The sequence below is a fragment of the Pseudomonas sp. HC1(2025) genome (genome assembly GCF_058742075.1).
On sequence record NZ_CP196017.1, the window covers coordinates 1,109,758 to 1,122,509 of the forward strand.

The window sequence follows — 12,752 nt, forward strand, 5'->3', positions numbered from 1 at the left end:
GTTTTGTCAAAGCAACCAACACCTGTAGGAGCCGGCAAGCCGGCGCCTACAAAACGGTCAGCACAAGCCCGCCACCTTGGGTACGGTAAAGCGAAACTCGCTGCCGCGCCCCAGTTCGCTTTCGGCCTCGATCCGCCCGCCGTGGGCCTGGACGATGCCCTGGCTGATGTACAAGCCCAGGCCAGTGCCCGTCGGGTTGTTTTCGCCCTTGGTCCAATAGCGGTCAAACACGTGGGGCAGTTGGTCAGGGGCTATGCCTTCACCGGAGTCGCGCACCGCAAATACAATCTCCTCGCCATTGCTCATCGCCGAAATCCCGATATTGCCCAGGCGTGGGGTGAACTTGATGGCGTTGCCGATCAGGTTCGACAGCACCTGGAACAGGCGCTCCGGGTCGGCATTGATTTGCAGGCCGGGTTCGGCGTTGAACGACAGGTCGACGCCCTTTGCCAGAGCCAGGGGCGCGAGCAGCGCATAGGCCTCTTCAAAGATCTGGCTGACCTCCAGTCGCACGGGCCTGACGGTGTAGCGACCGGCCTCGATCTTGGAGGTGTCGAGCAAATCTTCGAGCAACACATTCATGCGTCCGGCGGCTTGCTGCATGGTGTCGATGGCCGAGGAAATACGCCGCGAAGAATGGGTGCCATCGGAGCTGAAGGCCTTTTGCATCATGCCGCAGAGCATCGAAATGATGGTCATCGGGTTGCGCAGGTCGTGGGACACCACTGCCACCAATTCATCACGGGCACGCACCGCCTGCTGCTCGCGCAGGACCTGGCGTGACAGGTCGTTTTCCAGGGCTGAACGGCGCAGGTCGTTGGCGGCAAAACGGTCGCCGTGGCTCCACTTGGTGGAGATGCCGGCCATTTCCACTTTCCAGATTTCAAACGAGGTGCGTGGGCGAAGGCGCAGGCCCGTGTCGGATTTTTCCAGGGCCAACGGTTTCTTCGGGTCGCCACTCCACTGGATGTTCTCTTTGACTTCCGGACGGAACCACAGCACGCCATTGTCCACCGGCTTGGGCAGGCTCATGGCGAGGACGCCGCTGGCCACTGGCTGGTAGTCCGCCGCCGGCGGGTAGAGCGCTGACAGGTGGTGGCTGGCAAACACCGGTTGCCCGGTTTCCTGTAGCCATTTGTGCAGCGCGCGGATCTGCGCCGGCTCCGGGCAGTGGCCGTAGCGGTGCAGTTGCTGGCCGTCAATGATCGCCACGCCACCGGCCTGCGCCAGGTCCATCAACACTTGCGGGTATTGGGCCAGGCCATCGAACACATTGTCGGTGGCAGCGCTCATCGCCTGGTTGAGCACGTCCAGTGCCGCGACCTTTTCCTCGCGCTGGCGGCTGGTGTCCAGGGCTTCCATGGCGCTGATCTGCAAGGACAGCACCTGGCCGATGGTCTGGCAGGTGGTGCGCAAGTCGTTGGGCACGTGCAGTGGCGTGCGGTTGCCGCAACTGATCAGGCCCCACAGCTTGTCGCCCTTCATCAGGGAAATGCTCATGGACGACAGCACGCCCATGTTCTTCATGTATTGGCAGTGGATCGGCGACACGCTGCGCAGGGTCGAGAAACTCAAGTCCAAGGGCTGCCCGGTGTCCGGGCGTAGCTTGGGCAGCAGTGGCACAGGCTCGTAGTTGGCATTGGGGATGATCCGCAGCCAGTTGGTGCGGTACAGCTCGCGGGCCTGCTCCGGGATGTCGGACGCCGGGAAGAACAGGCCGTTGAACAGTTCCATGGACGGCGCGGATGCTTCAGCGATGACCTGGCCGTGGCCTTCCTCTTCGAAGCGATAAATCAGCACCCGGTCGTAGCCCGTCATGGCCTGGATTTCACTGACGCTGATTTCGTACAAGGCTTGCAGGGTTTTCGCCGACTGCAAACGTTGCAACATCTTGCCCAGGTTGCTGGTGCGGCCATTCTGGGGCTTGGGCTGGAAATGCTTGTGCAACGGCTCGAACTCCAGCACCAGCACGCCCTGGTGGCGATGCAGCAGGCCCTCGAACTCGGCACCGTTGAGTGTGACGTGCAGCGCCGGGGCGTCGATGAAACTGGATTGGCTGGCCATCTGCTGCACGAGGTTGGCATTTTCCGCTCCCAGCAGCGTGTCCAGTGTCTGGCCGAGCAAGGCATCGGGCTGGTGATTGAACAGGCTGGCGACGTTGGCACTGACCTGCACGATCTGCAGGTCCGGTTCGCGCAGGGTCAGCAGCACGCCATGGGGCTGGATCGCGCCGGGAAAACGAATGGGCTCGTCGGCGCAGTTGGCAAGTAATTCTTCAAAATCCTGGGGTTTCACAGCAATACCTCCTGGCCGTCGAGCCATTGCTCAAAGCAGCGGAATGTCGAGCAGGCCGCGTCCACCGCCTGCTGACGGCCGAGGTCGTCCAGCGGGACGTGGCCCAAATAGTCGAGAAAATCTTTCCAGCGCCGACCGGTCTCGGCACCGTATACATTGAGAAAGGCCCCGCCGTTGCTGGCGTCCAGCGCCAGGCGTTGGGCCATCTCCCGGCGCAGCACCTGGCCGCCGAGGGTCGCGCCTTCCAGCACATACAGCGCCCCCAGGCAGGCGGCCGGTGTGTCGAGGCGGGGTAGCGCAGGGCAGACGGGCAACCCGGCAATTGCCTGGTTGGCCAAGCCCAAGGCGTTCAGGTCGGTGTGCAAGGTTGGCGTCTTTACCCGCAGGGCCTGGTCGAATCCCACGGGAATCAAGCCACTGTCGTACAGTCCCAATTCCATTGGGCGGTAAAAACCGTAGTAAGCCTCAAGCAATCGCTGATACCAGCCGGCATCCAGTTGTGCAGAAAAGAACGGCAAGCGCTTTTCCAGGGCCACGTGTAGCAAACCTGTGCCTGAACGCAGGGCTTCAAGCAGGGAGGGCACACCAACGTCATGGGCCTGTGGATGCATTCAATAAGCTCGAGCTGGTGGGCCAGGGCAGGCCATGGCTGGCGCGTGGATAAGGGTGGGGCGCAATTCTATACAACCTATAGTCTTTATCTGATGGGATGTATTGATAAATCTGACATTGGCGTCAGAAATATCAAAACTTACCCAAAGAAAGACCTCACGGCTTAGCGCGAAGTTCGATTGTGTAGGTGTCGCGATGCCATTAGTGCAGGGAAGGGCCCTGTTCCAAGGCGGTTTGCACGCAGTGCAGCAGCCTTTCGGTGCTCCATGGCTTGGGCAGGAACTTCACCGTATTGCCCAACTGCGCCGCCATCACCGTATTGCCCGACGTCAGCACGACGGGCAAGGACGGCCAGCGATGGGCCACCACCTTGCTCAGGTCATAGCCATTGAGCAGGCCGGGCATCTGGATATCGCTGACAATCAGGTCCACCGGGTCACTGGTGCGCTCGAGGAAAATCATCCCTTCATCGGCTGAAGAAAAAGACGTCACCACCGCGCCGAACTCCTCCAGCACATCCACCATCAACGAGCGAATGATCTCGTCGTCTTCCAATACCAATATCGATGGCTGAGCCATGATCACTACTCCACCATCCGGGTTGAGTAAGGTGGAGTGGGCTGTCAGCGGATAGGTTCGATTGGATGTTTTTTATTCGATGGGTGGTCATTTGATCGTATTAGAGGGCGCGGTAAACCGCCGTTGCTTGCGGATTACGCGTGGGATAAGCCAGGATGTGCAGCGCGAAAATTCACAGCAAGGGATGCCAGTGTGAAAGAAATGATCGGGGCGTTGATCGTCGTTTCCACCGTTTTGTTCGGGTGTACCGGGGTGTTGGTCGCCGTTGCGTTCGGCACCAAGAAAAGTCGCCTGCAAATACTCAAGACCTTGAGTGGCATGAGCCTTGGTCGCGACCGGTTTATCGGGATCGCCCAGTTGTGGGCCAACCTCTTCCAGCGGGTGTTCGGGAGTACGTTCCTGGCCCGGCGCCAACTGATCAGCATCCCGCTGTACACCTTGCTGGTGTCGCTGGTGTTTTTTGTGGTGTGGCTGCTGGATCTCTACCTGTTTAAAAATCCCGAGCACGTGTTCAATGTGCCGCCGCCGCCGAACGTGCTGCAAGCCATCAAGGACTTCTATGGCAAGGGCCTGCTGGTGGCGATTGTGATCGACTGCGTGACCATCCAGTTAACCAAGTGGAGCATCAACGTGGGTATGCGCCGCGGGTTTGGCTCGTGGCGGTTCCTGTGGTGTTTTTCGGCGACGATTGCCTTGGCCTACGTGCTGTTCAGCGTGGCGGTCTACTGGTTTCGCTGGTCGGACGCGAACGAGCTGTACGCCTTGCTGCCCGCTGACGAAGTGCGGCCGACCATAGCCTTCGACCCGTTGCGCAATGTGCTGTATGCGATAGCGCTGTTTCAGCCCGTGACGTTTATCTATGCCACGTCCGAAGGCTTTATCTCCAGTTACTTCATGCCCGAGCCGATCCTGTTTTACTGTGCAGTCACCGGAACTCTCTCGCTGCTGACCATCACCGTGGCCTACCAGTTCGCCAGGGGCGCCGACCTGCTGCGACGGTTGTGCATGGGCTTTGTCAGCCACGTCGGCACGCCCCGGACCAACGCCATGAGTGTGGTGTTCATGATGCTGTTGGGGCTGGTGTTGGTGCCGTTGTGTCTGATGGCTATTTATTTGGCCGTCTGAAGATTCGGCTCATTCAGTCAGAAGCGCTCATCCATCAGGGCCGGCAAGGTCAGTTCCTTGACGAAGCTGGCCGATGACAGGCTCAACGCCATGCGCACCACCTGCACCACGTCGTGTACCGGGATCAATTGCCCGTCGCCGCGCTGCTCGGCCTCAAGCCGGGAGGTGCTCAATGGATCCACGGTATTCAGGTAACCCAGGTTCAGGCAGGTCACGCCCAGGCGCTGGTGCCGATAACCTTCGCGCAAGGCATCGGCCATGCCGCGCAAGGCGAACTTCGACGCACCGAACGTTACCTCCGGGCGCCCACTCTGGGGCAGGCCTGAGGTCGAGCCGGTAAAGATGATGCGTGGGTTGGAGCTTTTTAACAGCACGGGCAGCAGGCGCTTGATCAACAGCAGGGGGGCGGTGATGTTGCAACTGACGATGGCTTCCAACTGCGTGTCTTCATCCTTGAGGAAGCTGTAGGCCGCATCGAATGCCTGTTCTTCCCAGATACCCAGGTTATAGATCAGCGTGTCCAGGCCTTCCTGTGCCACTGCCTGCTCGATGAACTGCGCGGCCTGCGCCGGTTGACCAAGATCGGCTTCTACCCACGACACTTCCGCGCCGGTGCTGGATAGCAGGTCGGTTGGACGGCTGCGCGAGACACCGATCAAGGTATCCCCCACGCCGCCCAGACCCTCCATAAAAGCCCTGCCCAAACCCTTGCTAGCACCGACCACCATGGTTCTCATCGATCTCTCCTGAACTGACGTGCTGATGGAAAGTGCGCATGCAAACAGAGGGCGAGAGTGATGGCAATTGAATGGCTGTATCCAAATGTTTACCGAGAGGCCCTTCAACAACCTGCACGAGGACAAGTAGATCTTAGGCATAATTGCCCCCTCTACTGCCTGAAGCCCCGACCTGGAGCCCCTGATGAAACCCGCTGCCTTACTGACCCTGTTGTTCACTGCCATGCTTTTCAACACTTGGGCGGCGGCAGCAGGCGACGCCGAGGCCGGCGCCAGGCTGTTCACCAAGACCTGTGGCGGTTGCCACAGTGTCGGTCTGAATGCCCGTGGCGGCTTCGGGCCACAGCTCAATGGGGTGATCGGGCGGCTGGCGGGCACCACGGCGGACTATCAGTATTCCGACGCGATGAAAAATTCGGGCGTGGTATGGACTAGGGAAAAGCTCGCGGCCTATATCGAGAACCCAAAGAAAGTGGTGAGTGGCACGCGCATGATTTTCTGGGGGATCAGCGATCAGGAGAAGATTGAGAATCTGCTGGCGTATCTTGAGACCTTCCAGGGGCAGTAGCCGGGTACAGCCAAATCCATTGTAGGAGCCAGCAAGCCGGCTCCTACAGGTCAGGTGTCGATTTCAACTGCCTTGTGGGGTTTCCCCGCGCGCCAGCCGCGCATTGATGTCGTCGATCACCGCCGGCAGGTCGACGATGGTATCGATCAGGTAATGCGGCCGCGACCCTTCAAACATCTGGCTAATACGCTCGCGCTCCTGCGCCAGCTCGGCGGCTGGCAGCGCCTGGTATTGCGCGTAGTTCAGGCCCAGGGCGTTACCGGAGCAGGTCAGCGCCACCGTCCACATGCCGGCACTGCGCCCTTCCAGGATCCCCGGCCAGGTGTCATCGACCTTGACGCACGCCGCCACATCGCTGATGCCCAGGGCAATCACGTTGGCCAGGGCCTGGGCCGGATGCGGGCGGCCATTGGGCACTTCGTCAGTGGCCACGACATGGTCGGCCACGTAGCCATTTTGCCGCGCCAGCTCGACCACCTTGGCCATCACCACCGCCGGGTAACCGGAGCACGAGCCAATCTTCAAGCCCTTGCCTCGCAGGGTTTCAATCGCCTCCAGCGCGCCGGGAATCACCGCCGAGTGCAGGGCGATCTTCTCGATCTGCAGCGGCATGAAGCGTTCATACAGGGCGGTGACGTCGTCGTCGGTCGGCTGGCGGTTGAACACCGCACGATAGCGCTCGGCAATCTGCGGCTGGTTGCACAGGGTGCGGATGTGATCCCACTTGCCCATGCCCATCGGCCCGCGCGCTTCCTCCAGGGATACGGCGACGCCGAACTCGGCAAAGGCTTCGACAAAAATCTGCGTGGGCGCAAACGAGCCGAAGTCGACAACGGTGCCGGCCCAGTCCAGGACCACGGCTTGCAGCTTGGAGGGTGGTTGGTAGTTCATGGTGGATCTCCATTTTCGGGTATGAGCAGGCCGTCCCTCGATAAATGAGGTAAGCCGGTTGAGTGCAAAGAGGGTGAAGCCAATCAGGTAGCCGGTATGGGGCTGGCCTCGAACAGTTCGGCGATCATCGGGCGGTTGCGCCGGATGCCCAGGCAACACAGGTGGTAGTCGATGGAAAACGGGTGGTCGACAAAGGTGATCGGTGTGGTGCCCGGTGTTTGGGCATATTCCACCGCCGACACAAAGCCAATGCCGATGCCCTTGGCGATGGCGTGCACGATCGCCTCGCGGCTGTTGAGCTGCATCACGCAGTTGAGGTCCACCCCCAGGCGCTTGCAGCTTTCTTCCACCAGTTGCCGGGTACGCGAGCTGCGTTCACGCATGACCCAGCGCTCCTGGCTGATTTGCGCGACGTGCACTTCTTTCTGCGCTGCCCAGGGATGGTCGTCGCGCACCACGGCGATGATCGGGTAGCGCCGGTACAACTGCGTATCGAAGCGTTGGTCAAACTCCGAGAGGGCCAGGATTGCCACGTCGATATCAAAATTGAACAGGCGGTCGAGGGTCTCCTTCTCTGGGGAAAACGAGGTCTCCAGCTCGATATCCGGATGGCGCTGCATCAACTCGTACGTCAGGTTCATGGCGATCGGCGGCGAGACCGCGCCCAGGCGCAACATCCCGGTCTTGCGCTGCTTGAAGCTGTGCAGCAATTGCATGGCTTCATCCTCCTGGCCGAACAGGCCCTGGGTGATCCCGTAGAGCGCATGGCCGGCCGAACTCATCTCGATAAAGCGCCCACGGCGGTGGAACAACTCCACCGAGAACTGCTTTTCCAGGGCATTCACCTGTTCGCTGACCGTTGGCTGGCCGACGCTCAGATACTCGGCGGCGAGGGTGAAACTGCCGGTCTTCGCCACCGCATGAAAGGAACGTAGCCACTTGTGGTACTGGTACATAACGCATCCTGTTCCAGGGGCATCAACGGCGGATAAACAGGGCCACCACCGCGCTGCACAGGCAGGCCGAGGTGACGACGATGAAGATCAGCGACGTATTGCCGGTACTGTCGAGCATACTGCCGATCAGGGGTTCCGCCAGGCCAGCAAACAGATAAGACGAGAAGTTCATCACACCCGTGGCCGTGCCTGCGCGCTTGGCGCCCACCAGGTCCGGGCACAGCGCCCAGAAGCTGGACGCCGGGCCGTAGACAAAGAACCCGCAGAGAAACAGCGCCACCAGGCCGATCGCGCTATGGGGCGGCAGGCTCCACATCCACAGGCTGGTGGCGGCGCCGAGGAACATATAGAGCATGATCGCCAGGTAGCGTTTGGAGCCGAACAGCTTGTCCGACACCCAGCCATTGCTCAGGGCGCCGACGGCCATGCCCACCGGCAGGGCGACGGTGATCCACTTCGGATCGACCATGCTGTCGCCGCTTTTCCAGTTGGCGCCGAGGAAATGCACCGGCACCCACACGATCAGGCCGTAGCGCGCAGCGTTCTGGAAACCCAGGGACACGGCGGCAATGATCAGGCGTGCGTTTTTCAGCACGGCTTTATAGCGCTGGGCCGAGGTTTCTTCTGCGCCGTGGGCCACTTCATGGCCCTTGTCCGCGGCGTTGGCCACACCGGTATCGGCCAGGGGTTCGAAGCCCAGGTCCTGCGGGCGTTCGCGGGCCACCAGGTAAAACAGGATGCCGCCGGCCAACATCAGCAGGACCGGCAGGCGGAAGATCCAGCGCCATTCCAGTTGCAGCACCTCCAGCACCACGATGGAGGTCACATAAGACAGCACCGACGCACAGCCCGCGGCGAATACATAGAAGCCATAGACCCTGCCGCGTTCGCTGGCGCTCCACCAGTTGGAGATCAGGCGGCTGCCCGGCGCCCAGCCCAGGGCCTGGAAGTAACCGTTGATGCCCCACGGCAAAATCAACCCGGCAAAACCACTGGCAAAACTGGTGACCCAGTTGGCACCACAGGACAGCACGGCGCCCAGGGTCATGATGCGCCGACCACCGAACTTGTCGGCCAGGTTACCGTTGATCGCCTGGCCAATGGCATAGGACCAGAGCATGGCGGCCGAGATCCAGCCCAGCACTTCCTTGGTCAGGCCGAACTCGGCTTGTATCCCCGGGATGGCGAAACCGAAGGTCTGGCGCCCGGTGTAGAAAAACAGGTAACAAAACATCGCCGCCAGCAGCATGCGCCACTGGGCAACACGGAACGACGCCGAGCGAACGGCAGGGACAGGCAGGGTGTGTGCACGATTCATGATGTTTTCCTTATTGTTATTCGCCCCCGGGGCCGCAGCGACGGGGTGGCACCCTTTACAGGTGCAAGAGGAAAGACTGAATTGCGTTGCCGCCTAGGCGGCTTGGGTACCGATAAAGTTCTTGCCGCGCGCGCCTTGCAGGGCGAAGCGGATCATCGCGGCGGCCTCGGTGGGCGTGACGCCGTAGTCGGCAAACTCGGTTTTTACCTCCAGGCTGTGCAGGAAGTTGCGCAACCGGGTCTGGGCTTTATCCAGGTCATCGCCGAACACCCGTTGCAGGGTGCGATCCCGGGACGCGTCATGCCCCCACGCCAAACCCAGGACCAGCGGCAGGGTGAAGGAGCAGGCGATGCCATGGGGCAGGCCGTGGTGCAGGGTCATCTCGTAGGAAATGGAGTGGGCCAGCGCAGTCTTGGTGTTGGAAAACGCCAGGCCGGCCTTGAGCGCGGCCAGGGCCATGCGTGAGCGTAATTCCTGATTGCTGAGGTCACGCCGCAGTTGCGGCAGGCACTCCAGGATGTCTTCGATGGCCGATACCGCGAAGGTGTCAGAAATCGGATTGGCGTTGATGTTCCAGATCGCCTCCAGCGCGTGGGACAAGGCGTCCAGCCCCGTCGACACCGTGACCCCGGCCGGTACGGTCAGCATTAGCTGTGGGTCGACAATCGCCACCTTCGGCCAGGTGCAATCCAGGTGCAGGGAGTACTTCTTGTGGCTGGCCGAATCCCAGATCGTCGCCCAGGGCGTCACCTCACTGCCGGTGCCCGCAGTGGTCGGCGCTGCGATCAGGGTCTTGCAGTGTGCCGGCACAAACGGCTGGCCGGTCGCCAGCAATGCCAGCAACTCATCGAACTGCCCGGACTCGGTGCCGACAATCAGCGCCTTGGCCGTATCAATCGCACTGCCGCCACCGACGGCCAGCACCACATCACAATCCCCGGCTTGCAGCCAGAAGCGCTCGTAGGTTTCACGCAACTGCGCGACATCGGGATTGGGCTGCACATCCTCGACGACATACACCAGACGCTCGCCCAGCAATGCCTGGATCCGCTCCACCAACCCCAGGCCACGGGCCTCCGGGAAGGTGACAAGGGCGACGGTCTGCTGCGCGGTGATACTGGCCAGGTCTTGCAGGCAGCCCCAGCCGAAGCGGGTGTCTACCGGGTTATGGAATCGGGCGGTCATGGCGGGTTCCTGGTTTTTGTTGTAGGAAGTGGCGCCAATAGTCGGGGAGGGTGGGGGAGAGCTCAAATCGATAGATTGGGGGGATGGATTGGTTGGGCCGATAGTGGGACACACAGCTGCACTGGGGCAGTGCCCAGGTCTTTTTAGCGGTTGACCTTCCAGGGCGGGTTCAAGCGGTTTTCACCTGCCCAATAGAGTTTGATGCAGTTGCCTGACGGGTCATGAAGGATTGCTTCGCGCCACAGGTAGGGCATATCGGTGGGTAGTTGATCGAAGGTTATCCCCTTACTGATCAGGTCACTCACCCAGCGATCCAGCGGCTCATGCTCGAAGTAGATTATCGCGTTGTTACCCCCTGCGGTTTCAACCAGGGATAAGGAAAATGTCGCTCCATTGCCGGGGCACGAAAATCGGCAGTAGTGATCGGTGGAGACTATCTGGGTGAAACCCAGCGTTAAATAGAACGCGACGGCGGCCGGCATATCCGTCACGGGCAAGGTCACTTGGTTCATATTCATCGTTGATTCCTCAGGAAACGCTGAAAAGTCCAGCGATGACCGATGACGACCTGTGTGCTTGCGAAGGTCGTATACCTCAGCTAGCTTGCTCAGCGTCGGTTCGCAATGATCAGGTTACATCAGGAGCTATGAGAGTGCATGGATGCCCAGTGCTTCGTAGAAATACAGGTACCACCAGGTACTGGCCTTCATCCTTCAGTGCACGAAGCAGTGCTGTTTCATCAGTGCAGTTGGCCATAATTCAAAGTCGTATTTATAGCCGTCATTATTAGGAATCCACCAGTGACTGGTCGGGAAATTACTACAATACCTAAGGTGATTATTAAATGGATTTTATTGATGAACTTGTGCGGTTGAATGGGTTGGAAACCCAGGATCAGTGGTTTTCAGCTATCGAAAAAATCAACGACAAGTATGGGTTTACCAAAGTCCTGATCGGGTTGTTGCCCAAGTATGATGCCGATTTGAGTGCTGCGATGATTGTCAGTAACTATCCGATGGCCTGGCGAAGTCGCTATGACCAATTGCGTTATGCAACTATTGATCCTGTGGTTGTTTATTCGTTTAAAAATGTCAGGCCCGTTGTCTGGGATGAGTCATTGTATTGCACGCCCCGCCAACGAGAGTTTCGCGAAGAGGCCAACGCTTATGGACTTTCCAGGGGGATCACTTTTCCCCTGCATGGACCTCAGGGACAGTTCGGTACTTTCAGTCTGGCGGTAGACGCTCAAGACATTGCTGGAACGACACGTCATATCAATGCCATGATTCCAAAATTATCCATTCTCAAAGATGTCATTCTGCAAAGCGCTTTGGACGGTGCGGGCAAGTTGACTGGAGCAAGGGTGATTTCCCTGACGACTCGTGAGAAAGAGATTCTCAAGTGGTGCGCTGTCGGGAAAAGCTCCTGGGATATTTCCAGGATCTGTGGCTGTTCGGAAGCCAATATCAATTATCACTTTGCGAGCATCAACACCAAGTTTGGCGTTGCGTCCCGTCGGGCTGCCGCAGTGAAAGCTGTTTCGCTCGGGCTGATCAGCCTCTAGCGCTGCCACAATCTCCTTTCTATATCCAGGCACCCGCTCTGGCTTCACGGTCAGCGGGTTATCTGTGGTTTTTTGAAGGAGGGGCAACCGGCCATCATGCATTGGATCCAAAATCAATGCAACTGGTTACCCTACTAGTATGACCATTCTGTTAAGGCGGATAGATTGAGGTTTAAGTGTTCGTAGGGAAGGGAATCCAGTGCATTTCACAATCGGTCGGCGGGATGAAATAGATAGTGAGCAACTGTGCGCCATGCATAGGCTGCGCGCAGATGTTTTTAAAAAGCGTAAGGGCTGGGATGTTGCAATCATTGCCGATATGGAAATTGATGGTTATGACGCACTGGAGCCTCTCTACATGCTGATCAAGGATGGCGGAGACAGTGAGATCAAAGGGTGCTGGCGTTTATTACCTACTACGGGCCCCTACATGCTCAGGGATACTTTCTCCGAGTTGCTTGAAGGGCGACCAGCGCCTGTTTCTTCCCAGGTATGGGAACTCAGTCGATTTGCCGTAACCCCTCGATATCCCGGTAACAAGGGGTTTTCCGACTTTACCCTGGAGGCCGTAAAGGCCATCGTTGCCTATGGTGTCGAGCAACATATCCAGGGTTATGTGACGGTTACAACGGTAGCGGTAGAGCGAATGTTGATCAGGGCTGGCCTGGTGATCACCCGGCTTGGGCCGGTACGTGTCATTGGCCAGGAAAAGGCCATTGCCCTGGAAATAGATCTGGGTGCGGTGACTCAACGCGCGCTGTTTGGCGTATCCAGAAGTTGTTGTGGCGCTACGTTGCAGTAGCTAACGATCCGCAGGGTGGCGGCCAGAGCAATCGGTCGGCATCGCTAACCAGAGTACGAAACTTCAAGTCGTTCGAAGTGATGTGCCCGGATTGGTTTGTCTTCGTAAATGTACTCTTCC

General features: G+C 59.2%; 13 protein-coding genes. 4 read left to right on the forward strand and 9 right to left on the reverse strand.

Going from position 1 to position 12,752, the window contains the following annotated elements:
• Positions 1 to 57: 57 nt before the first annotated feature.
• From ACSSVH_RS04820 to ACSSVH_RS04830, 3 genes are all read right to left on the reverse strand, one after another.
• On the reverse strand, positions 58 to 2,295 hold the full coding sequence (locus ACSSVH_RS04820; protein WP_492634156.1) for an ATP-binding protein: 2,238 nt from the start codon (positions 2,293 to 2,295) through the stop codon (positions 58 to 60).
• A complete protein-coding gene (locus ACSSVH_RS04825) occupies positions 2,292 to 2,906 on the reverse strand; it encodes a biliverdin-producing heme oxygenase (protein WP_432755081.1) in 615 nt (204 codons plus the stop codon). Before ACSSVH_RS04825 ends, ACSSVH_RS04820 begins: the two co-directional genes overlap by 4 nt.
• Before the next feature lie 202 nt (positions 2,907 to 3,108).
• A complete protein-coding gene (locus tag ACSSVH_RS04830; protein WP_170042986.1) occupies positions 3,109 to 3,486 on the reverse strand; it encodes a response regulator in 378 nt (125 codons plus the stop codon).
• Between the two features lie 192 nt (positions 3,487 to 3,678).
• On the opposite strand from ACSSVH_RS04830, the gene ACSSVH_RS04835 reads away from it, so the two are divergent.
• Positions 3,679 to 4,611 (forward strand): hypothetical protein, encoded by a 933-nt coding sequence (locus ACSSVH_RS04835; protein ID WP_170042985.1) that lies wholly within the window; start codon positions 3,679 to 3,681, stop codon positions 4,609 to 4,611.
• 17 nt (positions 4,612 to 4,628) lie between these two features.
• Here the strand turns inward: ACSSVH_RS04835 and ACSSVH_RS04840 are convergent, their stop codons facing one another.
• Positions 4,629 to 5,348 carry an SDR family NAD(P)-dependent oxidoreductase gene (locus ACSSVH_RS04840; protein WP_492634157.1) on the reverse strand — a complete coding sequence of 240 codons (720 nt, stop codon included), beginning with the start codon at positions 5,346 to 5,348 and terminating at the stop codon, positions 4,629 to 4,631.
• A 184-nt stretch (positions 5,349 to 5,532) separates the two neighbouring features.
• Between ACSSVH_RS04840 and ACSSVH_RS04845 the strand changes: the two genes are divergently transcribed.
• Complete coding sequence (locus ACSSVH_RS04845) at positions 5,533 to 5,916, forward strand: c-type cytochrome (RefSeq protein WP_170058279.1); 384 nt, start codon at positions 5,533 to 5,535, stop codon at positions 5,914 to 5,916.
• Between the two features lie 63 nt (positions 5,917 to 5,979).
• Here the strand turns inward: ACSSVH_RS04845 and phnX are convergent, their stop codons facing one another.
• The 5 genes from phnX to ACSSVH_RS04870 form a co-directional block, all read right to left on the reverse strand.
• Positions 5,980 to 6,807 (reverse strand): phosphonoacetaldehyde hydrolase, encoded by an 828-nt coding sequence (phnX, locus tag ACSSVH_RS04850; RefSeq protein ID WP_432755083.1) that lies wholly within the window; start codon positions 6,805 to 6,807, stop codon positions 5,980 to 5,982.
• An 83-nt stretch (positions 6,808 to 6,890) separates the two neighbouring features.
• Positions 6,891 to 7,763, reverse strand: coding sequence for a LysR substrate-binding domain-containing protein (locus ACSSVH_RS04855; RefSeq protein ID WP_169956265.1), 873 nt, complete (start codon positions 7,761 to 7,763; stop codon positions 6,891 to 6,893).
• Positions 7,764 to 7,785: 22 nt separating this feature from the next.
• A complete protein-coding gene (locus ACSSVH_RS04860) occupies positions 7,786 to 9,081 on the reverse strand; it encodes an MFS transporter (protein ID WP_169956267.1) in 1,296 nt (431 codons plus the stop codon).
• A gap of 93 nt (positions 9,082 to 9,174) precedes the next feature.
• Positions 9,175 to 10,266 (reverse strand): iron-containing alcohol dehydrogenase PsrA, encoded by a 1,092-nt coding sequence (psrA, locus tag ACSSVH_RS04865; RefSeq protein ID WP_169956269.1) that lies wholly within the window; start codon positions 10,264 to 10,266, stop codon positions 9,175 to 9,177.
• Between the two features lie 143 nt (positions 10,267 to 10,409).
• Positions 10,410 to 10,784 (reverse strand): VOC family protein, encoded by a 375-nt coding sequence (locus tag ACSSVH_RS04870; RefSeq protein ID WP_492634158.1) that lies wholly within the window; start codon positions 10,782 to 10,784, stop codon positions 10,410 to 10,412.
• A gap of 326 nt (positions 10,785 to 11,110) precedes the next feature.
• Between ACSSVH_RS04870 and ACSSVH_RS04875 the strand changes: the two genes are divergently transcribed.
• Both ACSSVH_RS04875 and ACSSVH_RS04880 read left to right on the forward strand, forming a co-directional pair.
• Entirely contained in the window at positions 11,111 to 11,830 is a 720-nt protein-coding gene (locus ACSSVH_RS04875; RefSeq protein ID WP_170058283.1) for a helix-turn-helix transcriptional regulator, read from the forward strand.
• Between the two features lie 199 nt (positions 11,831 to 12,029).
• Entirely contained in the window at positions 12,030 to 12,632 is a 603-nt protein-coding gene (locus ACSSVH_RS04880) for an acyl-homoserine-lactone synthase (protein ID WP_169956275.1), read from the forward strand.
• The last annotated feature ends 120 nt before the right edge of the window (positions 12,633 to 12,752 follow it).